17 protein-coding genes and 3 pseudogenes are annotated in these 20,647 nt (G+C 53.7%); 11 read left to right on the top strand and 9 right to left on the bottom strand.

Translation table 11 applies throughout. From position 1 onward, the window contains the following. The 3 genes from ACR0ER_RS23920 to ACR0ER_RS23910 all read right to left on the bottom strand — a co-directional run bounded on the left by ACR0ER_RS23920 (position 1) and on the right by ACR0ER_RS23910 (position 3,413). Positions 1–948, bottom strand: a complete 948-nt coding sequence (locus tag ACR0ER_RS23920) for an aldose epimerase family protein (RefSeq protein ID WP_480771035.1) — start codon at positions 946–948, stop codon at positions 1–3. Beyond that, positions 945–2,402 carry a xylulokinase gene (gene xylB / locus ACR0ER_RS23915; protein WP_480771034.1) on the bottom strand — a complete coding sequence of 486 codons (1,458 nt, stop codon included), beginning with the start codon at positions 2,400–2,402 and terminating at the stop codon, positions 945–947. Before xylB ends, ACR0ER_RS23920 begins: the two co-directional genes overlap by 4 nt. Positions 2,403–2,633: 231 nt before the next feature. After that, a complete protein-coding gene (locus tag ACR0ER_RS23910) occupies positions 2,634–3,413 on the bottom strand; it encodes an MOSC domain-containing protein (RefSeq protein WP_480771033.1) in 780 nt (259 codons plus the stop codon). Between the two features lie 386 nt (positions 3,414–3,799). On the opposite strand from ACR0ER_RS23910, the gene ACR0ER_RS23905 reads away from it, so the two are divergent. The 10 genes from ACR0ER_RS23905 (at position 3,800) to ACR0ER_RS23860 (ending at position 14,287) form a co-directional block, all read left to right on the top strand. Further along, entirely contained in the window at positions 3,800–5,119 is a 1,320-nt protein-coding gene (locus tag ACR0ER_RS23905) for an ABC transporter substrate-binding protein (RefSeq protein WP_480771032.1), read from the top strand. Between the two features lie 78 nt (positions 5,120–5,197). After that, positions 5,198–6,145: a carbohydrate ABC transporter permease gene (locus tag ACR0ER_RS23900; protein ID WP_170336527.1), complete on the top strand. Its 948-nt coding sequence runs from the start codon at positions 5,198–5,200 to the stop codon at positions 6,143–6,145. Beyond that, entirely contained in the window at positions 6,142–7,080 is a 939-nt protein-coding gene (locus ACR0ER_RS23895) for a carbohydrate ABC transporter permease (protein WP_480771031.1), read from the top strand. The genes ACR0ER_RS23900 and ACR0ER_RS23895 overlap by 4 nt, the downstream gene beginning before the upstream one ends. Next, positions 7,077–7,265, top strand: coding sequence for a hypothetical protein (locus ACR0ER_RS23890; RefSeq protein WP_170385403.1), 189 nt, complete (start codon positions 7,077–7,079; stop codon positions 7,263–7,265). The genes ACR0ER_RS23895 and ACR0ER_RS23890 overlap by 4 nt, the downstream gene beginning before the upstream one ends. Positions 7,266–7,267: 2 nt before the next feature. Continuing rightward, positions 7,268–8,365, top strand: a complete 1,098-nt coding sequence (locus tag ACR0ER_RS23885; protein WP_170336530.1) for an ABC transporter ATP-binding protein — start codon at positions 7,268–7,270, stop codon at positions 8,363–8,365. Next, positions 8,358–9,350, top strand: a complete 993-nt coding sequence (locus ACR0ER_RS23880; protein ID WP_480771030.1) for an ABC transporter ATP-binding protein — start codon at positions 8,358–8,360, stop codon at positions 9,348–9,350. The genes ACR0ER_RS23885 and ACR0ER_RS23880 overlap by 8 nt, the downstream gene beginning before the upstream one ends. An 11-nt stretch (positions 9,351–9,361) precedes the next feature. After that, positions 9,362–10,984 (top strand): dihydroxyacetone kinase subunit DhaK, encoded by a 1,623-nt coding sequence (locus ACR0ER_RS23875; RefSeq protein ID WP_480771029.1) that lies wholly within the window; start codon positions 9,362–9,364, stop codon positions 10,982–10,984. Between the two features lie 7 nt (positions 10,985–10,991). Then, positions 10,992–12,050, top strand: a complete 1,059-nt coding sequence (locus ACR0ER_RS23870; protein ID WP_170336536.1) for a LacI family DNA-binding transcriptional regulator — start codon at positions 10,992–10,994, stop codon at positions 12,048–12,050. 27 nt (positions 12,051–12,077) lie between these two features. Next, positions 12,078–13,133: a sugar phosphate isomerase/epimerase family protein gene (locus tag ACR0ER_RS23865; RefSeq protein WP_480771028.1), complete on the top strand. Its 1,056-nt coding sequence runs from the start codon at positions 12,078–12,080 to the stop codon at positions 13,131–13,133. Further along, positions 13,133–14,287 carry a Gfo/Idh/MocA family protein gene (locus ACR0ER_RS23860; RefSeq protein ID WP_480771027.1) on the top strand — a complete coding sequence of 385 codons (1,155 nt, stop codon included), beginning with the start codon at positions 13,133–13,135 and terminating at the stop codon, positions 14,285–14,287. Before ACR0ER_RS23865 ends, ACR0ER_RS23860 begins: the two co-directional genes overlap by 1 nt. Before the next feature lie 94 nt (positions 14,288–14,381). Here the strand turns inward: ACR0ER_RS23860 and ACR0ER_RS23855 are convergent. The 6 genes and pseudogenes from ACR0ER_RS23855 to ACR0ER_RS23830 all read right to left on the bottom strand — a co-directional run bounded on the left by ACR0ER_RS23855 (position 14,382) and on the right by ACR0ER_RS23830 (position 19,980). Next, positions 14,382–15,086: pseudogene (locus ACR0ER_RS23855) on the bottom strand (IS6 family transposase). A 36-nt stretch (positions 15,087–15,122) separates the two neighbouring features. Next, a pseudogene (locus ACR0ER_RS23850) lies at positions 15,123–15,665 on the bottom strand (IS6 family transposase); the annotation flags it as partial. 67 nt (positions 15,666–15,732) lie between these two features. Continuing rightward, positions 15,733–16,848, bottom strand: a complete 1,116-nt coding sequence (locus ACR0ER_RS23845) for an ABC transporter ATP-binding protein (RefSeq protein WP_480771026.1) — start codon at positions 16,846–16,848, stop codon at positions 15,733–15,735. Positions 16,849–16,851: 3 nt separating this feature from the next. Beyond that, the gene (locus ACR0ER_RS23840) at positions 16,852–17,733 is read right to left on the bottom strand and encodes a carbohydrate ABC transporter permease (protein ID WP_480771025.1); all 882 of its coding nucleotides are present in this window, start codon (positions 17,731–17,733) and stop codon (positions 16,852–16,854) included. Continuing rightward, positions 17,733–18,650, bottom strand: a complete 918-nt coding sequence (locus ACR0ER_RS23835) for a carbohydrate ABC transporter permease (RefSeq protein ID WP_480771024.1) — start codon at positions 18,648–18,650, stop codon at positions 17,733–17,735. The genes ACR0ER_RS23840 and ACR0ER_RS23835 overlap by 1 nt, the downstream gene beginning before the upstream one ends. A gap of 79 nt (positions 18,651–18,729) precedes the next feature. Further along, a complete protein-coding gene (locus ACR0ER_RS23830; protein WP_480771023.1) occupies positions 18,730–19,980 on the bottom strand; it encodes an ABC transporter substrate-binding protein in 1,251 nt (416 codons plus the stop codon). 247 nt (positions 19,981–20,227) lie between these two features. Here ACR0ER_RS23830 and ACR0ER_RS23825 point away from each other — a divergent pair. Continuing rightward, positions 20,228–20,396 (top strand): annotated as a pseudogene (locus ACR0ER_RS23825) (transposase); the annotation flags it as partial. Positions 20,397–20,647: the final 251 nt, after the last annotated feature.

Raw genomic sequence — 20,647 nt, 5'->3', positions numbered from 1 at the left:
TCATTCCTCAGAAACTTCTAGAATAAGTTCCTGCCGATACGGATTCTCCGGAGTATAGATGATTGAGGGAAACGACGAGATATTCGGTGCATTGGGATAACCCGATGGCTCGATACACACACCTCGCGAAGCGCGACGCGGTTTTGTCAGCTTATAGCCCGAATAAACCTGCGCTCCGGGTTGGTCAGAGTAGACTGTTAACGCGAGGCCAGAGGGTGAAGTGAGTTCCGCCACCGGAGCTTTTGGGTCGCGATCATGATCAAAGCAAAAAAAGTGATCGATCCCTTCGGAAGTACTTCCGATCGTATTGGGCGTTGAAAAATCCAGCCCGTTTTCTTTGGTCGCAAGCACTCTGCCCGACGGAATACCCTGATCGTCGATTTCCAGATACCAATTTGAAGCGAGTTTAAGCTTATGCTCGTCTACGCCTTCTGCAGCACCCAAAGTGTAGTAGTTATGTTGCGCAATGCTTATCGGCGTAGGCCGATCAGGCTGTGCAGTTATTGAATAGGCCAAGCGTGGACCCTGTAGGCAGATTCTGACCTCAAACCTGATATTCCCCGGAAAGCCGCCCTCCCCGTCGCGAGAAACATAGCGCAGAAAAACTTCGTTTCGTGCAATCTGTTCGAGTTCCCAAAACTGTTTAGACAGCCCATCGTCGCCGCCATGCAGGGTGTTTTTGCCTTCATTGGCGTTCAGGCCAAAACTAGCGCCCTCCAAGTCGAACTTCGCACCACTGATACGGTTGGCAACACGCCCAACCATTGCGCCCAGGTAACGCGTATCGTTGAGATACTCATTTGGATCGTCAAACCCAAGGATGAGAGGCTCGTTCCTGTGCCACCAGCCCTGTGTGATCGCCCCATAGTTCAAAACCGAAACACGCATATTCCCATCGGTGAGAATAGCAGTTTCGATCCCGGAGGCTTTACCCGTTTCTGGCTTCATCTTACTGCCAGCGGCGCAAGCGCCTTGTAGAACTGCCTATATCGCCCGTACTCGTTTTCGTAGGCGTCAATCAGATCCCGACGTGGTTCGATGCGTTCCTGAATTTCCGGCGGCGTCATAACTCGGGTCGGTTCCGCGTTGGTCGCAGCACAAATAGCGAGACGCGCAGCGCCCATTGCCGCGCCGAATTCGCTACCCTTTGGCAAGTCCAGTGGAACTTGCAAAACAGTAGCCAAGGTTTCAAGCCAGAACCGAGATCGCGCACCTCCCCCAACTGCCATAAGACTATTTGGCTGGGTTCCGGTGCTCTTAAGTGCCTCAAGGCAATCTCTCATTCCAAAAGAAACACCCTCCATTACGGACTGGGTCAACTCAGCGGGTTCCGACGAGATGTCTACGCCCAAAACCGCACCTCGGATATGGCTATCGTTATGCGGTGTCCGTTCTCCTGACAGATATGGCAGGAACGTGATCGCAGAAGGTCCATTCAATTTTTCCGGCAAAGATGCAGCGAGTTTCTCCACAGGTTCACCCAAATTTCGAGCAAGCCAATTCATGCTGTTCGTTGCTGAAAGCATGACACCCATTTGTATCCAGCGATCCGGGACTGCGTGGCAAAAACAGTGCACGGCGGTATCCGGATCAGGAGCATAGGCCTCCCGCGCAGCGAGCAACACGCCAGACGTACCAAGAGAGACAAATCCGGTGCCGTTGTTGATGCTCCCGATACCGCAGGCAGCGGCAGCATTGTCGCCAGCACCGCCAGCCACGACAACCGGACTCGAAAGCCCCCAATCCTGTCTCAAACGGGCCTTCAATTCCCCACCCGGATCACTGCCTTCAACCAAGCGCGGCATCTGCTCGACACGCATGTGACCTATTTCTAGTGCCTTTTCTGACCACTGCCGAGTGTCAACGTCCAGCCAGGATGTTCCTGCGCTGTCAGACATGTCTGAAACATATTCGCCAGTCAGCCAAAACCGCAAATAATCTTTCGGCAGCAACACCTTGCCCACTATTGAGAACACATCCGGCTCATTCGCACGCAACCATTCGAGTTTCGGTGCCGTAAACCCCGGGAATACGATGTTTCCCGATATCGCGCGCATCTCTGGTGTTTGATCTAGTGTCCGCGCCTCGTCGGCTGACCGAGTATCGTTCCAAAGAATACAGGGCCTCAACACTTCGCCATCATGATCCAGTAGTGTAGCGCCGTGCATGTGCCCGCTTAGGCCGATACCTCGCAATTTTGAGAATGCTTGCTGGTTGCCAACGCGAAGCTTCCCAACAACCTCTTCGCATGCGTTGGTCCAATCCATAGGATCCTGTTCCGACCAGCCAGGCTTGGGCGTCGAGGTGGAAATGCTGACTTCGGCATCACCGACAACGTGTCCTGTGTCATCTACCAGAATCCCGCGGAGACCTGACGTTCCCAAATCTAAGCCCAGATACATTGATCACCACCTGCCTAAATATTTTAATGAATAAAATTATTTGAAACAGGAATCTTGTCAAGGCTCCGTCAAAGGAGTGCGCTTCAGTCGCATCTAGATCAGAAAGCACGAACGCAACGTGCTTTGATACCCCGGATAGCCAAAAGAAAGACCGAGCAAGAGTTGAGTTTAATTGTCTGACCGAACATGGCTAAAACTTCTTAGAAAAGCCACTTTGGCGGGAGGCAAGGATTAGGCGAGTATTTCCCCAGTTTGACCGACCGTTAGCGTTCCACCGTTAACCACTTCGACATAGACTCCCATATCCATATGGCCCATCAATTTCCGAATAAGGTAGGGTATTTTCAAGTCGCGCTCGGCCGTTTTCGGGTTCACTTCAGTTGCTGCACATCTTTTCGTACGTGAGAGTATCTTCAACTCAACATCACCAAATCTTAAAACTGATCCAACTGCATCCAGCTCAGCAAACGAAGGTAAACCGTCTATCTCAATATTCGCTCGGAAGCGCGCCGGGTGGATTTCTGCGTTCAGTTGTTCGCCCAATTTTTTCACAGAGGCTAGATTCAAAACGGATATCGCGTTCATCATTTGCGGTGATACGACAGATACATCTGTAAACCTATGAGGAGCAGAAGAGACAAACTTTGGCAACTCTGGATCTTTTAAACCGATCTCTGAAGAAAGGAACTCAGCCGCCTTCTCCCGATCTTCAGACTCTCGCATGTCAAAGCGTCGTGTCTTTCCGTTCGCATTGATCTCAAGTGCCTGGGACTCAATTTCAAAACCGGTTTGAATGCCTGCCAGTGCAGCCTCGTTCAACAAAACGACAAAACGATCTTTCGGCAGTGGCATTGGGTTCTGCATGTCGAAACCGGAGTTGTAGCGAGCAAATCCGAACAGGCGATCGCCCGGAATGCCCTCTCCTGCTCGCAGCGTCACAGTTCGCATAGGCTCGGAACTCAAGCCTTTTATAGGGTAGCGGTTCAATCGGACGATGGAGAGATTGTTCATACGTTTGCACCCGACCAAAAAGAACTATGCACGGTCCCGAGTTGTCCGCGCTGTTTGACGCTATCTCGAATTCTCAAAGGTATCGACCAAATAATCTTTGAGCGCTTCAGAAGCGGGTTCGCTAAACCTGTTGGCCGCATGACGGTAGCGCCCATTTAAGTCGATATGACCATTCAATACCTCGCTGCTGAAAATACATGCGCATCAAGTCCAAAGAACAATTTCTCTAGGAATCAATAACTAAGAGACACAGCTAGCGATTTCTTCCGGCCTCTTGAGGTACGAACCTCAAATATATCTGGACTTGAGGTGCGTACCTCAAATAGCCTTGGAAATATGCCGCGATTCGCACATCCTCGATTGACGGCGAAAAAAGGGAGGAATGGATGACTTACACAAAACTGGCCTCGGCCAGCGCAATAGTCCTTGCCGCTACTACTCTTTCTACCAAGGCAAATGCTGAAGATCTGACACTCTGTTGGGCTGCATGGGACCCGGCCAACGCGCTTGTTGAGCTATCAAAAGAATTCGAAGCAGAATCCGGTCACTCGATGAACTTCGAATTTGTTCCCTGGCCAAATTTTGCAGACCGGATGCTGAATGAACTGAACTCTGGGGGTAAGCTCTGCGACCTGCTGATTGGTGACAGCCAATGGATCGGCGGTGGCGCCGAAAACGGTCACTATGTCCAGCTGAACGACTTCTTCGATGCTGAAGGTATCAGCATGGACGATTTCGCGCCGGCCACGGTCTACGCTTATTCGACTTGGCCTAAGGGCACACCAAATTACTACGCGCTGCCTGCGATGGGCGATGCGAATGGCTGGTTCTATCGCAAGGACTGGTTCGAAGACCCAGAAATTCAAGCTGCGTACAAAGAAGCGACTGGTCAGGACCTGCGCGAGCCTCAATCTCAGAAAGAATTGTTGCAGATCGCGCAGTTCTTCCAAGGTCGTGAAATCGACGGCAAGACAGTCTATGGTGCAGCTATCTTTACCGAGCGCGGCTCGGAAGGGATCACCATGGGTGTGACCGGAGCGCTGTATCCATGGGGCTTCAAATACGAAAACACCCCGGGTTCATATGATATGGAAGGCGCCGTAAACTCACCGGAAGCGGTTGAGGCTTTGGAGTTCTATAAAGAATTCTACAAAACGGCGACGCCTCCGGGGTATACCAACTCCTACATGGGTGAGAGCTTGGATGCATTTAAGTCCGGTCAGGTCGCCATGGCTATGAACTGGTTTGCGTTCTTCCCTGGTCTATATGCCGATCCCAATACCGGTGGTGACAAGATCGACTTCTTCGTGAACCCACCACAAAATCAGGCGGGTTCAACACTGGGCGGACAAGGTATCTCTGTTGTCAGCTACTCTGACAAACAGGACGCCGCACTTGAGTACATCAAGTGGTTTGCGCAACCAGAAGTTCAGGCCAAATGGTGGGAACTTGGCGGCTATTCGGCACATAACTCGGTGCTGGAAGATCCTGGTTTCGTAGACAGCCAACCGTTTGCCGGTGACTTCCTGGAAGCAATGGCTGGAGTTCAGGATTTCTGGCAAGAGCCTGCCTATGCGGAACTGCTGCTGGCAATGCAGAAGCGCATCCACGACTACGTGGTTGCCGACCAAGGCACAGCTCAAGAAGCGCTTGATCTTCTGATCGAAGATTGGACGGAAGTCTTCGAAGACGAAGGCAAGCTGTAGTCCGGAGGCAGCTAGGAGCGGGTGCAATCCCGCTCCACCTTCACCCGTGAGTCCGAAACCAAAAGAACTGGCAAAGAGATGTCTGACAGGACCGTAGATCGCGTTGCGCAAGCAACGCCCCAGCGAGTTGCGCGAAAAATCCGGGGGTTATCCGACCGCGCGATCGCCTGGATATTCATCTCCCCAACGATTTTTCTATTGCTGGCGATCAACATCTTTCCGTTGATCTGGACCATCCAACTGAGCTTTACCAACTACAAGGCCAACCGGATCGGGCGTGAAGTCAAAGATGTCGGGCTCAGGAATTACGAGCGTATCCTGACAGACTCGGACACATGGCTGAATATGCAGGCGACGGCGCATTTCCTGTTCTGGACGATTTTTTTCCAGGTCCTGATCGGGTTTACTCTGGCATGGTTGATCAACAAGAAATTTAAGGGCAACGATCTTTGGACCACGATTATCGTGCTGCCGATGATGCTGTCTCCTGCAGTCGTTGGGAACTTCTGGAAGTTCCTGTATCAACCTCAAATCGGCCTGTTCAACTACATCGTTTCCTGGTTTACCGGCAAGGACCCATCGAGCTTTGAAATGCTGGGATCAGTCACGTTGGCCCCGTGGGCGATCGTTATTGTCGACACCTGGATGTGGACCCCCTTCGTGATGCTGATCTGTCTGGCCGGTCTGCGCAGCATTCCCGACTACATCTACGAGGCGGCTGAGATCGACCGAGCCAGCAAGCTGCGGCAGTTCTTTACGATCACCATCCCGATGGTGTTGCCGTTCCTGATGCTGGCCGTGCTGTTTAGAGGGATCGAGAACTTCAAGATGTTCGACCTGGTGGTTCAGCTAACCGGAGGAGGGCCCGGTTCTGTTACGGAACTCACTTCAATCAATCTCAAGCGGGAGGCGTTTGAAAAGTGGCGTACGGGCTATGCCTCGGCCTATGCGATCATCCTTTTCGTCACCGTGTTCGGCCTTGCGTCGATCTACGTCAAAGCTCTGAACAAGGTGAAACAGAGATGAGCAGTTTTTCCGTCACCGAACCTTCGAACCGGTCCAAGTGGATCGCAGGCTTCCTGGTCATTGCTTATGCGCTGATCACGATGATCCCACTGGTTTGGATTTTGCTGACTGGCTTCAAGTCTCCAGCCGATGCGATCAGCTACCCACCCAAGGTTGTCTTTGACCCAACGCTTGAAGGCTATGTCAATCTCTTCACCACTCGCACACGGCAGACGCAGGAGTTTCTGGAAGCCAACCCGCCACAGAACTGGGCCGATGATATCGTGCGCCAATACGACATGGTGATTGTCGGACCATCCAAATTCGGTGAGCGCTTTATGAATTCGGTTATCATCGGATTCGGCTCGACGTTCTTGAGTATCTTCCTTGGCACGCTGGCCGCCTATGCCTTCAGCAGGTTTAAAGTACCGCTAAAGGACGACCTTCTATTTTTTATCCTCAGCACAAGGATGATGCCCCCGGTCGCCGTCGCCATCCCAATCTTCCTGATGTTCAGAAACCTTGGTCTCAGCGACACGCATTTGGGAATGATCCTGCTGTATACGGGCGTGAATATTTCCCTGGCGGTCTGGTTGCTAAAAGGTTTCATCGACGAAATCCCAAGAGAGTACGAAGAGGCCGCCCTCATAGATGGCTACACGAGGTTTCAGGCCTTCTACAAAGTGGTGCTGCCGCAAGCCGCCACGGGCATCGCATCAACTGCGATCTTCTGCCTGATCTTCGCCTGGAATGAATACGCGTTTGCCGTACTGCTGACATCCGCAAACGCGCAGACTGCACCGCCCTTCATCCCGACCATCATCGGTATCGGCGGTCTGGATTGGCCTGCTGTGGCAGCTGGCGCGACGATCTTCCTGATCCCCGTCATGATTTTCACCATCCTGATGCGCAAACATTTGCTGCGTGGGATCACATTCGGAGCCGTGCGCAAATGAGCGATTTTCTAACCGGATTGATACGGCTCCGCCGCGGCCCATGGGAGATGGTCGCAACCATCCTTATCGCACTGGGTGTCTTCATGCTGATGCAGCCCTTTGTCCTTTGGGCCTTCACCTATTCTTTCATCGTCACGCTGATCGGAACCGTCATGTTCATCATCGTCAGCCATTTCCCGGAGTAGAAATGGCTCAGATCGTAGTCAAAAACGTAAAAAAGATGTTCGGCAATTTCACGGCTGTCCGCGAAAGCTCGTTCACGATTGAAGACGGTGAGTTTTTCATGCTGCTGGGGCCATCCGGTTGCGGAAAAACGACGACTCTACGGATGATCGCGGGATTGGAACTTCCAACATCGGGTGAAATCTATCTGGACGGTGAAGAGATCAGCCAGCGGCCTCCGTCGGAGCGAGACATTGCCTTCGTGTTCCAGATGTTCGCGCTGTATCCCCACATGAACGTGCGCAAGAACATCAGCTACCCGCTAATATCGCAGGGTATGCCGCGCCCCGCCGTAAAAGCCAAAGTCGAGGAAGTCGCCGGAATTCTAGGGATAAACGACATACTGGATAGCCCAGTAGGTGGGCTTTCAGGCGGCGACAGACAGCGTGTAGCGCTTGGACGCGCGATTGTTCGCGAACCCAAGGCGTTCATGATGGACGAACCTCTTGGTGCCCTGGATGCCGAATTTCGTGAGCACATGGCCGAAGAACTGCGCGCGCTTCATGATCGCATGGGCGCAACCACCGTTTACGTTACCCACGATCAGTTGGAAGCCATGCAAATGGGCGACAAGATCGTGGTGATGAACAACGCTGTGATCGAGCAATTCGGCACGCCTCAGGAAATCTACGACAAACCGGCTACGATGTTCGTGGCGGATTTTATTGGGTCTCCTTCGATGAACTTCCTGCCGTTTCAGGGAAAGGTCGAGCCCGGCTCGGAAATGGTCCGACTGAACGGCCATGACGAAGCAGTGCCCAAGCTGATGGAAGGGGCCGAAGGTGAATTGGTTTTTGGTGTCCGTCCCGAACATGTTTTTCTGTCGGATGCGAGCGCCTACCGGGCCAAGGTTCTGGCCGCGGAATATCTGGGAACCACTCAGATCGTGACGCTGCAAAGCCCGAACGGAGAACTGAAAGCCCGGATTGATGCACGCGAAGTCGTCAGTCCCGGTGAGACAGTAGGATTGGAGTTCCGCTCTCCGGCAGTAACCCTATTTGAAAAATCTACCGGGCGCGCTTTGAGGTCCGCTCTGAACGACGAGGTACTAAGTAATGGCTGAAGTCGTTTTGGAGAATATCTCGAAGTCATTCGGCAATCTTAAAGCGGTGGATGATATTTCAATGACGATCCCCAACGGTGCCTTTGTGGTGTTGTTGGGTCCAACTGGTGCGGGAAAAACAACGACGCTGAGATTGATATCCGGACTTGAGAAACTGGATTCAGGAACGGTGCGTATAGCCGGGCGAGATGTTGGAATAGAAACGCCAGCCCAGCGCGATATAGCCATGGTCTTCCAGCAATACTCGCTGTACCCGCATATGACAGTGCGTGAAAACCTGTCTTTCCCTTTGCGTTCGCCGATCCTGAAGACGCCAGAGGGTGAGATCGCCAGGAAGGTTAACGAAGTCTCGGAGATCCTCCAGATCCCGCACAAACTGGACAACAAAGCCACTGAACTGTCTGGCGGTGAAATGCAGCGCGTTTCAATTGGACGGGCGCTTGTGCGCGATCCCCAAATATTCCTTATGGATGAACCCCTCAGCTCTTTGGACGCCAAGCTTCGGGCGGATTTGCGGGTAGAACTGAAGAGAATTCAGGCAGATCTGGGATCGACTTTGCTGTACGTGACCCATGATCAGGTCGAAGCCATGACAATGGCGACGCATATCGGGGTTTTGGAAAACGGCCGGTTGGTGCAGTACGGAACACCCCGGGACATTTATGAAAACCCGGGCAGTGTTTACGTAGCCAGCCGGTTGGGTCTGCCTCGGATCAACATCTTGCCGTCCGAGTTGTTCGGAGGCGATCACAAAGGCCCGCAGATTGGTCTTCGCCCGGAAAACATAATTGAAGGCGAAGGCCGTGAAGCGCGGGTAATACGTGCTGAGCATCTGGGGGATCAAACGCGGCTGCACCTGGACCTGAATGGTCACCCTGTTGTGACCTTGATTGATGTCCATCAGGACTATCCCTCAGGAAAAGTCATAAAAATCCGCCCACACAACCCATTGTATTTTGACGCGTCCGGCGCGCGAGTGAATTAAGGAGCAAAAGCATGGCCCAGTTCCTCAATACTAAAGAAACCTTGGTGACAGAGGCCATAGACGGCCTTTTGGCATCTTCCGGAGGACGACTTACTCGGTTGGACGGCTACCCGCACATCAAGGTTGTTTACAGATCGGACTGGGACAAGTCGAAAGTCGCCTTGGTTTCTGGCGGAGGGTCTGGTCACGAACCCGCCCATGCAGGTTTTGTTGGCGCTGGTATGCTGACAGCTGCGGTATGTGGGGAAGTGTTTGCGTCTCCGTCAGTCGAGGCGGTTCTGGCAGGCATTCTTACGGTTACGGGTGAGGCTGGGTGCTTGCTTGTCGTCAAGAATTACACCGGTGATCGGTTGAACTTTGGGCTTGCGGCTGAACGCGCCCGTGCATTGGGTCGCAAGGTTGAAATGGTCGTCGTCGACGATGACATCGCCCTGCCCGACCTGCCACAACCCCGTGGCGTGGCAGGAACTTTGTTCGTACACAAGATCGCTGGCGCGCTTGCTGAAAATGGTGCAGATCTGGATACAGTTACCAATGCAGCAAGAACCACCATCGCAAAGGTCGTCAGCATTGGTATGAGCTTGGACACCTGCACCGTTCCGGGTTCTCCGAAAGAGGACAGGATCGCGCCCGGCAAAGCGGAACTGGGCTTGGGCATACATGGCGAGCCCGGTGTACAGCAAGTCGAATTCTCAAATGCTGTATCGGCCATGTCCACAGTTGTGGATAAGCTGAAACAAAGGGTGGGATCTGGGGATTGTGTGGCGTTGGTCAACAACCTTGGCTCTACAACTCCGCTGGAAATGGCAGTCCTCACGCATGCCTTGTCCGAGACAGGTATCGCCCGCCATATCATTGGCCCAGCACCAATGATGACATCGCTGGATATGCACGGATTTTCTGTTTCCATTCTGCCCGTAGATCATGACGATTTGTCGGCACTCCAGGCTCCTGTTGATCTTGCGGCTTGGCCAGGCGTCAATTCGATCGATGCGATAAAGGTCGCGCCTTTGCCCGACGGTCTGACACCTATCGATCCAATTCCTTCGAGCAATCCCGCCACAAGGGAAACAATCTCGCGCTTGTCCGAACTGCTCATCAACGCTGAGAAGAACCTAAACGAGCTGGATGCGAAGTCTGGGGATGGCGATACAGGAAGCACGTTGGCTACGGCTGCAAGAGCATTGCAAGGTAGCCTTGACCGAATGCCGCTCGCTGATTTGACACAACTGTTTCCAGCGTTGGGCAATGAATTGAGCCAGACAATGGGTGGTTCTTCCGGAGTGATACTCGCAATCTTCTTCAACGCAGCTGGAGACGCATGTGCGAGTGGAGCGTCTGTACCGAAGTCGCTGGTGGAAGGTTTGAATAGGGTCAGCCAAGTTGGAGGCGCCAAAGTTGGTGACAGGACAATGATCGACGCCCTGGCACCTGCACTTGCTGCCCTCCCATCTGGGCTGACACATGCAGCAAATGCCGCACGCGAAGGTGCGAACAACACAGCGGAAATTCGTCGTGCGAAGGCGGGCCGCGCAGCATATGTTCCCGAAGAAAACCTGGTTGGACATAACGATCCCGGCGCTGAAGCTGTTGCTTTGTTGTTTGAAGGCTTAGCACGGGAGATTGAGGGCTGAAGAACACGTGGAAGATCAAAAACAAAAACTAGAATTGGTGAAAAAGCCAACCGTCAATGACATCGCGCGCGTAGCGGGTGTCAGCCTGGCGACCGTTGATCGGGTCTTGAACAGGCGCCCCGGCGTGCGAGCAGTGACTGTACAGAAAGTACAGAAGGCGATTGATGAGCTGGGGTATGTGCGCGACACCGCCGCAGCCAACCTGGCGCGAAACCGCGTCTACAATTTCCTCTTTGTTTTACCAGACACGGACAACGAGTTTGTGGAGGCAATAAGCAGTCAGATCGCTGAACAAACACGTGACCAATTTATCCAAAGGACGCGCATAGCAGTAAAGAACGTCGCTCCGTTCGAGCCGCAAGATATCGTCAACATTTTGGATGCTGTCGACAGTTTGGATGTTGATGGAGTCGCCGTTTTCGGGCCCGAAACGCCTTCTGTCCGCGACGCTGTAAAAAGGCTCAGGGACAAAGGCGTTCCGGTTGTTGCCTTGGTGTCTGACTTGCCGAGCTCTGAGCGAGACCACTTTGTCGGAATTGATAATGTTTCGGCAGGACGAACCGCCGCTCAACTGATGGGACGATTTGTTCATCGCGACGGCAAGGTCTTGGTTCTTACAGGCTCTCGTTTGGCACGTGACCACCTAGAGCGTCGCCAGGGCTTTGATCTTGTTGTGGCTGAGGAATTTCCGCACCTCGAAGTCGTAGCGTCTGTCGAAGGCCGGGATGACCCGAACCTGATTTACAAGATGATGCCCGAAATCTTTGAAACCTACCCCGATCTGGTCGGAATATACTCGTCAGCTGCGGGCAATGCAGGCCTGATTCAATTTCTTTCAGAGAACAAGCTCAGCAAAGATCTGGTAATTATAGCTCATGAGCTTACTCCTCTTAGTCGTGAGGCGCTTACGCTCGGTACATTTGACGCCCTTATCTCGCAAGACACTGGGCACATTGTTCGTTCAGCCGTCCGTCTGCTGCGTGCGACTTCAGACAAAGTTCCATTCAACAAGGCGCAGGAACGCATCCGTATCGACATCTATCTGAAGGAAAATTTACCGCCATAGAGGCTTAGGTTTTGGGGAGGAAATTTTATGAAGACGATCAAAGGTCCAGCTTTGTTTCTTGCGCAATTCGCGGGGGACGAAGCACCATTCAATTCGTGGGACACGATCACCAAATGGGCGGCTGACTGTGGATACAAAGGTGTTCAGGTCCCCAGTTGGGACGGCCGGATATTCGACCTCGAACAGGCCGCGTCCAGCACCGGTTATTGCGATGACTTCAAAGGCAAAGCCAAGGAAAATGGTGTCGAAGTCACCGAACTTTCAACGCACCTTCAGGGCCAGCTTGTGGCCGTTCACCCAGCCTATGACAGTGCGTTTGATGGCTTTGCGGCTGAAAGCGTCAGGGGAAACCCAAAAGCCCGACAAGAATGGGCAGTAGACCAGGTCAAAAAAGCGCTATCCGCTTCGAAAAATCTGGGCATTTCGGCACATGCGACATTCTCAGGCGCGTTGGCATGGCCCTATGTTTACCCATGGCCCCAGCGCCCTGCTGGCTTGATCGAAACGGCGTTTGATGAGCTCGCTCGTCGTTGGGTGCCCATCCTGAATCACGCCGATGAATGCGGCGTTGATGTCTGCTACGAAATTCACCCCGGAGAGGACCTCCACGATGGCGTGACGTACGAGATGTTTCTGGAACGGACGGGAAATCACCCACGGGCCTGCATGCTATACGACCCGTCGCACTACGTGCTGCAATGCCTCGACTATCTGGACAATATCGACATCTACAAAGATCGGATTCGAATGTTCCATGTGAAAGATGCTGAGTTTAACCCGACCGGCCGGCAGGGTGTTTATTCTGGTTATCAAAGCTGGGTTGATCGTGCCGGGAGGTTCCGTTCGCTTGGTGATGGCCAAGTGGATTTCGGTGCAGTTTTCTCAAAAATGGCGGCGAATGATTTTGATGGCTGGGCTGTGGTCGAATGGGAATGCTGCCTCAAACACCCCGAGGATGGAGCGCGTGAAGGCGCTCAGTTTGTGTCAGATCACATTATCCGTGTGACTGAAAAAGCCTTTGATGACTTCGCCGACGGTGGCGCAGACGACGCGGCCAATCGCAAAATGCTGGGGATCGAGTGATGGTAACGGGACGCAGTGATGAAACTTCGGGCCGCATTCGCCTTGGCATGGTTGGCGGTGGAAACGACGCCTTCATAGGCGGAGTACATCGAATTGCGGCGCGATTGGACGACAAGTTTGAACTGGTCGCCGGCGCTTTGTCTTCGACACCAGAGAAATCTCTTGAAAGTGGACGGGCATTGGGACTCGAACGGGTCTACGAAGACTTCAAACAAATGGCGATAAGGGAAGCCCGGCTGAAATCCGGGATTGAGGCGGTCTCAATTGTCACGCCAAATCACGTCCACTATGCAGCCGCGCGCGAGTTCCTGAAACGCGGTATTCACGTAATTTGTGACAAGCCACTCACCTCGACTCTTGCCGATGCAAAAAAGCTGGTCAAAGCAGCGGAAAGCGCGAATGCCCTATTCATTCTGACCCATAACTATACGGGCTATCCAATGGTCCGGCAGGCACGTGAAATGGTTGCTAACGGAGAAATTGGCAAGATTCGCGTTGTTCAGGTTGAGTACCCGCAGGACTGGTTGACCGAGCAGCAAGATTTCAAACAGGCAGAGTGGCGAACCGATCCAGAACGCTCGGGCGCAGGTGGATCAACCGGCGACATCGGAACCCATGCTTACAACCTCGCTTGCTTTGTAACCGGGCTGAAGGCGGAGAGCTTGGCGGCGGACCTGCAAGCCTTTGTGCCGGGGCGCAAAGTCGACGACAACGCGCATGTCTTGCTTCGCTTCGAGGGCGGAGCGCGAGGCATGCTGTGGTCTTCTCAGGTGGCTCCCGGTAATGAAAACGCACTTCGTTTGCGGGTCTATGGCGAAAAAGGTGGCCTGGAGTGGGCCCAGGAAGATCCCAACTATCTCTGGTTTACGCCTTACAACGAACCAAAGCGTCTGATCACCCGAAATGGAGCTGGAGCTGGTGACACTGCCAATCGGGTGAGCAGAGTTCCTCCGGGCCATCCCGAAGGATATCTTGAGGGGTTCGCAAATATCTATGGAGAGGCTGCTGAGGCGATCCAAGCTTTCCGTAATGGGATTTCACCTGACGCGTCGGTTGTTTATCCAACGGTTCATGACGGGCTTAATGGGGTCAAGTTTGTGGCGGCGTGCGTGCAAAGCTCTTCAAAAAATGCGACTTGGGTCAAGTTAGAGTAAAATCTGGCTGTGGGCATATCCCGACGCCTCAGCATGGTAGAGGTGCTGTCAGACAAATTCGAACCAGTCTCTGTAAGGACAGGATGACTGCCCCTTATTCCGCGCAAAGACCGCGCCACTCGGAGAGAGCAGCGGCACGGTTCAGCTTAAAGTTGGGTCTGGAGTAGAGGCTGCGTACCGAATTGAACAGGTTATAGATAGAGGCGTGGACAGAGGCGAATTTCTGCAAACTTCGCATCCGCCGGAAACGGAGCATGGCTCGTTCTCGTCGTCGAAAAGGAAGGTGAGAATTTTCAGCACGGTTGTTCAGCCACCGGCCCGTTTCCTGGAGATCTGCGATACCCAGCTCCCGCAATGCGGCACCATATGAACGGAGCCTGTCGGTCACGGTCACTTCCGGGCGACCGTGCTTTCTCATTGATTTTCCTAATAATTTCAGGATCGCTTTCTTGTCCCGCGTCTAAATGACATAGCTTTCAAGGACTTCACCCTCGTGGTCGACAGCCCGCCACAAGTAGTGCCGTTCACCATTAATCTTCACGAACATCTCGTCCAGATGCCAGCGCAACTGGCTCGACTTCATGCCGGCAATGCGTCTTTTTTTGATCTCTGACGCGAACATCGGACCAAACCGGTGCCACCAGTATCGAACCACTTCATGGCTGACGTCGACCCCGCGCTCATGCAGCAAATCTTCCACATTTCGAAGCGACAGAGGGAACCGAACATACAACATCACGGCCAAACGAATGATCTCCGGGCTGGTCTTGAAGGATCGAAACGGGGATTTCTTTTTCATGATGGGACGCTAGACTAGCCCCCTGCCCACCTCAAACTTGTTTTGTCTGACAGTACCAAGGTGTGAGTCCTCAACCCGGTTGTTAAGCCACCTGCCCGTCTTCTGCTTTTCCGTCGCACCGAGATCTCTGAGCGCGGCTCGGTATGACGCGAAGCGATCGGTGACAACTTCATCCGCAGCACCGTGTCGTCGCATCAATTTCTTGAGAAATTTCAGTACTGCCTGCTTATTTCGACGTTTGGTGACAATGGCTTCAAGCTCCTCGCCTTCGTGATCAACGGCTCGCCACAGGTAGTGCCGCCGACCGTCTACCTTTACGAAGACTTCGCCGACATGCCATTTCGATTTTGAGTATGCCCGCAGCTGCTGGACCCAATTTCTCCGGATCTCAGCCGCGAACATCGGACCGAAACGGTTCCACCAACACCGCACTGTCTCGTGGCTCACTTCAATGCCGCGTTCGTGCAACAGATCTTCCACATTTCGAAGTGATAGTGGGAACCGAAAATAATGCATCACCGCCAAACGAATGATCTCGGGACTGGTCTTGAAGTACTTGAAGGGCGACCGTTTATTCATGCTTGAAGGATACGAGCGCGTCCTGCCCGCCTCAAGCCAAATTCTTCTGACAAGGCCCCCTGGGGATTCATAGGATTCTATTCTCGGATTCCGGGTCGAACACAACCGCCTTTTCCATGTTGAAAGCAAACTCGGCCTGTTGACCGGGTAATACCTCTGCGTCCGCGCGCATGCGGGCGACGCATTCGGCGCCTCCGATAGTCGTGGCCACGAACGTGTCCGAGCCTGCGGGCTCGGTCACTGTCACCGTGTTTCGGATCGACTCGATATGCGATGACCGGTGATCTGCGCCTTCCACATCAGTCAGGGCCTCGGGGCGGATACCCAATATCACGTCTTTGCCGTCATACGACTTTATCGCGTCCGAAGGAGCGTAAAGGGCAAGCCGCACTTCCTCACCGCGATCATTTTGTGTGATCGCGTATACCGCAGCGCCTTCAACTTGGATCTTTGTCCGGATCAGGTTCATCGAAGGAGAGCCCATAAACGTGGCCACGAATAAGTTCGAAGGTGTATCGTAGATTTCCTTCGGCGTACCCAGTTGCTGAACATACCCGCCATTCATGACAGCGATCCGGGTGGAAAGGGTCATTGCCTCGATCTGGTCGTGGGTCACGTAGACGATTGTTGTTCCAAGGTTTTGGTGCAGCTTTTTTATTTCTGTGCGCATATCGACACGCAACTTGGCATCGAGATTGGACAAGGGCTCATCGAACAGAAACACATCGGGGTTTCGCACCAGCGCTCGACCCATAGCCACACGCTGACGCTGACCACCTGACAGTTGACCCGGTTTGCGATCCAGGAGCTGCTCAATCTGCAGCAATTTGGCGACGTCAGCCATGGCTTTTTCACGCTCGGCCTTTGGAACTCCGTGCATCTCCAGGCCAAAGGTGATGTTCTGGCCAACCGTCATATTCGGATAAAGCGCGTAGGACTGGAACACCATCGCGATATTGCGGTTGGACGGATGCACCCCGTTCATGCGCGCGTCTTTGATCCGGATTTCCCCCGAAGTGATGTCCTCCAGGCCCGCAATCATGTTCAACAGCGTGGACTTGCCGCAACCCGAGGGTCCAACAAGCACCAGAAACTCACCTTCTTCCACCGCGATGTTGACCTTATGCAGCACTTCGATGGCGCCATAGGATTTGGTGACGTTATCGATATCGAGAAAACCCATTGGTTACCCCTTAACAGAGCCCGCCATCAGGCCGCGCACGAAATAGCGTCCGGCAACGATGTAGACGAGCAGGGTTGGCATTGCGGCAAGGATCGCACCGGCAAAATGGACGTTATATTCCTTTACGCCGGTTGAGCTTTGCACAAGGTTGTTCAGGGCGACTGTCATTGGCGCACCATCACCCGAGGCGAAGGACGCTCCAAACAGGAAGTCGTTCCAGATGTTGGTGAATTGCCAGATCACACAAACCACGATGATCGGGCCTGAGGATGGCAGAAGGATGCGCCAGAAGATCTGAAAGAAACCGGCGCCATCGATTTGTGCGGCCCGAACCAACTCGGTTGGAAAAGCCGCATAGTAATTTCGGAAATACAGGGTCGAGAAGCCCACGCCATAAACCACATGGACCAGAACCAGCCCCGCGGTTGTGCCGGAAAGGCCCAGAATGCCAAGGATTGCCGCCATCGGAATCAGAACGATTTGGAACGGGATAAAGCACGAAAACAACATCAACCCAAACAGGATGGTGTCGCCGCGGAACCTCCATTTTGTCAGAATGTACCCGTTCAATGCCCCAAGAACCGTTGAGATGGCAACGGCTGGAACAACCATTGAAATCGAGTTCCAGAAATAGGGGCGAAGCCCTGTCGGTTCGACCCCGACCTGCGCGGTGGACCAGGCCTTTGCCCAGGGTTCCAGAGTGAAGGCGCTTGGAAGGGACATCATGCCACCGCCGGTGATTTCAGAAAGCGGCTTCATTGAATTCACGACCATGATGTACAGCGGCAGCATGTAGAACAGCACGAACAGAAGCAGCACCACATAGATAAGTGTGCGCGTGAAACGACCCGTACGGATGGCGGTATCAGAGCTTGCGACAGCCATCACTTCTTCTCCTTCAACTCGGCGTACAGGTAGGGGATCATGATCGCCGCAATCGTGATCAGCATAATCACGGCCGATGACGCACCGATCCCCATTTGGTTGCGGCTGAACGTGTAGGAATACATGAACGTGGCAGGCAGTTCGGTCGCCCTGCCGGGACCGCCCCCGGTCATTGCAATGACCAGATCGAATGTTTTGATTGCCAGATGCGCAAGGATCACGAACGCCGAAAGAAACGCGGGTCTGAGTTGCGGGATGATGATGCGGCGGTAAAGATTCCAGTTTGACGCCCCGTCCATTTGCGCGGCTTTCAGGATTTCATTGTCGATCCCGCGTAGCCCCGCCAGAAACATGGCCATAACAAAACCCGAGGTCTGCCAGACGGCTGCAAGAACAACGGTGTAGATCGCGAAGTCTCGGTTCTTGATCCAGTCGAATTCGAAGTTTTCCCACCCCCAGGCCTGCACGATGTTTTCAAGACCGATGCCTGGGTCGAGAAACCATTTCCACGCCGTGCCGGTCACGATGAAACTCAGCGCCATGGGATAGAGGTACAGCGGACGTAAGAAACCTTCGCCTCTGATCTTCTGGTCCAGCAGGATGGCCAAAGTCAGGCCGATGAGCGTACAGACAACAATGTACAGGCCGGCAAAGACGGCCATGTTCGTCAACGCGATTTCCCAATGGGACAGTTTGAACAATTTTTCGTAGTTCGTCAGCCCGATGAGGTCGAATGTGCGCTGCCCTTCCTTGTCCACGAAGGGCAGAATACGGCTGTCCGTGAACGACACATAGACCGTGAACAGTATGAACCCGTAGACAAATATCAGGACCATTGCCAAGGAAGGCGACAGGACAAGCTTGGGAATCCAGTTCTGTAGACGGGTTTTGAAATCCGCCTCGGCAGCCGTGGACATGGCAACACTCCTGAGAGCAGGTTACATGAAATTCAAGGCAGTGCGGGGCGACTGGGATCGGTCGCCCCGCTCAGTTGGATCACTTGGCGATCGACACCGCGTCGACCAGCTCCAGCACAGCTGTTTCGCTGTCATACTCGCCGTTGAAATGCGCAGTAACCACGTCATAAACCGCGTTCTTCACCGAGGCCGGAGCCGCATGACCATGCGCCATTGAGCCAAACAGGTTGCCCGAAGATGCCGCCGCCGCGAGATCCTTCATACCTTGCTGACCACACGCGTCCAGCTCGCTTCCATCAACGTCCGTGCGGGCCGGGACCGATCCCTTTACCTTGTTGAACGCGATTTGGAAGGACGGTGACAGGATTGCGCTGGCCAACGCGGCCTGCTCTTCCGAAACTGCACCGCCCTGATCGAACATCATGAACTGGTCCGCATTGAATGTGACCTGGTCCTGAGTGCCCGGGAACCGGAAACACAGGAAATCTTCGCCCGGGACCTTGCCCGCATTCAGGAACTCACCTTTCGCCCAGTCACCCATCATCTGGAAACCGGCTTCCCCATTGATGACCATCGCCGTCGCTAGGTTCCAATCTCGGCCCGAGAAGTTGTCGTCGACGTTGTCGCGAATGAACGCCATCCGGTCAAAGGCCTCTTTCATTGTGTCCGAACCCAGCGTCTCTTCATCAAGGTCGATGAAGGCCGCTTTGTAGAACTCTGGCCCACCCGTGGACATGGCTACCGCATCGAACACGGTCGCATCCTGCCAGGCTTGACCGCCATGGGCAATCGGCGTGATGCCCGCCGCTTTGAGGGCTTCAACCGCGGCTACAAAGTCTTCCCAGGTTTCAGGAACGGCAATTCCGTTGGCGTCAAGCACGGATTTGTTGGCCCAGACCCAGTTGGTCGAGTGCACATTGACAGGCGCCGAAATCCACTTGTCATCGACTTTCGCAAAGAATTGCAACGCTTCGGGCACAACCTCATCCCAACCTTCTTGGGCGGCCAGATCGTTGAGGTTTGCCAACGCGCCCTGGTTCCCCCAGTCCAGAATGTCGAAACCCAGTGCCTGAACCGCTGTGGGCGGATCACCAGCCGTAACCCTGGCCCGCAGAACGGTCATCGCTTCGGTGCCACCGCCACCCGCAACCGGCATATCCTGCCAGCCGATGCCCTGGGTTTCCAAATCTTGTTTGAGCACATTCAGCGCGGCTGCTTCGCCGCCCGAAGTCCACCAGTGAAGCACTTCCACATCTTCGGCGTGTGCAGCCGTAACGGAAAACGCAGCGACTGCTGTCGTGAGTTTCAATGTCCGGATTACGTTGTTCATGCCTTCCTCCATAATGGCATTATTGTAACCGTATGGTTACTTTCTAATATTGAGCTAACATTTCAATGAGTCAAGAAAACATATCATACGAGGGCACTGTCAGCACCATCACAGTTACCGCCTTTCTTTCAATGTCTTTGTTCCTCGGGTCCCTGGAGGGTTCTGTCAGACAAACTTGAGCTAGGGTCAGGATGCATTGATTTTCAAGGCGCGACATGATTCACGGCTCGGAAAACGGAGCGGTGACATGAGCTACCTTTTCTGGTTTTCGGACACGCAGATGGCGCGCTTTGAGCCCTATTTTTCCACGGTCGCATGGCAGACCGCGGGTCGATGACAAGAGAGTGCTGAGCGGGATTATCTCCATCAATCGCATCGGGTTACGGTGGCGTGATGCGCCAAAGAAGTACAGCCCCCAAGACATGGTGTGATTGCGGCGGTCGCTATCCGGGGCGAACGAGGTCCGGTATGTTGACCTCATGGATAAAAGCCGTGAGGAGGACGACCTATGGAACACTATGCGGGCCAGGATGTTTCGCTGAAAGAGATTTCGATCTGTGTTGTGGATCGCGATGGCAAGACTATCGCGCGCGGCGCTTGCCCACCCCAATCCCGAGGGTGTGGCGGGCTGGTTTCGAAACCGCTCGCTGATGCCACGCCGTATCGT

The organism is Ruegeria sp. CH8, from assembly GCF_056536985.1.
The sequence above is the reverse complement of the archived record's forward strand: the minus strand, read 5'-3'. Positions and strand labels throughout refer to the sequence as shown.

Excerpts from the sequence above, each read along its gene's own strand:
- ACR0ER_RS23920 (WP_480771035.1), bottom strand. The coding sequence starts at position 948 with ATGAAGCCAGAAACGGGTAAAGCCTCCGGGATCGAAACTGCTATTCTC.
- xylB (WP_480771034.1), bottom strand. The coding sequence starts at position 2,402 with ATGTATCTGGGCTTAGATTTGGGAACGTCAGGTCTCCGCGGGATTCTG.
- ACR0ER_RS23910 (WP_480771033.1), bottom strand. The coding sequence starts at position 3,413 with ATGAACAATCTCTCCATCGTCCGATTGAACCGCTACCCTATAAAAGGC.
- ACR0ER_RS23905 (WP_480771032.1), top strand. The coding sequence starts at position 3,800 with ATGACTTACACAAAACTGGCCTCGGCCAGCGCAATAGTCCTTGCCGCT.
- ACR0ER_RS23900 (WP_170336527.1), top strand. The coding sequence starts at position 5,198 with ATGTCTGACAGGACCGTAGATCGCGTTGCGCAAGCAACGCCCCAGCGA.
- ACR0ER_RS23895 (WP_480771031.1), top strand. The coding sequence starts at position 6,142 with ATGAGCAGTTTTTCCGTCACCGAACCTTCGAACCGGTCCAAGTGGATC.
- ACR0ER_RS23890 (WP_170385403.1), top strand. The coding sequence starts at position 7,077 with ATGAGCGATTTTCTAACCGGATTGATACGGCTCCGCCGCGGCCCATGG.
- ACR0ER_RS23885 (WP_170336530.1), top strand. The coding sequence starts at position 7,268 with ATGGCTCAGATCGTAGTCAAAAACGTAAAAAAGATGTTCGGCAATTTC.
- ACR0ER_RS23880 (WP_480771030.1), top strand. The coding sequence starts at position 8,358 with ATGGCTGAAGTCGTTTTGGAGAATATCTCGAAGTCATTCGGCAATCTT.
- ACR0ER_RS23875 (WP_480771029.1), top strand. The coding sequence starts at position 9,362 with ATGGCCCAGTTCCTCAATACTAAAGAAACCTTGGTGACAGAGGCCATA.
- ACR0ER_RS23865 (WP_480771028.1), top strand. The coding sequence starts at position 12,078 with ATGAAGACGATCAAAGGTCCAGCTTTGTTTCTTGCGCAATTCGCGGGG.
- ACR0ER_RS23860 (WP_480771027.1), top strand. The coding sequence starts at position 13,133 with ATGGTAACGGGACGCAGTGATGAAACTTCGGGCCGCATTCGCCTTGGC.
- ACR0ER_RS23845 (WP_480771026.1), bottom strand. The coding sequence starts at position 16,848 with ATGGGTTTTCTCGATATCGATAACGTCACCAAATCCTATGGCGCCATC.
- ACR0ER_RS23840 (WP_480771025.1), bottom strand. The coding sequence starts at position 17,733 with ATGGCTGTCGCAAGCTCTGATACCGCCATCCGTACGGGTCGTTTCACG.
- ACR0ER_RS23835 (WP_480771024.1), bottom strand. The coding sequence starts at position 18,650 with ATGTCCACGGCTGCCGAGGCGGATTTCAAAACCCGTCTACAGAACTGG.
- ACR0ER_RS23830 (WP_480771023.1), bottom strand. The coding sequence starts at position 19,980 with ATGAACAACGTAATCCGGACATTGAAACTCACGACAGCAGTCGCTGCG.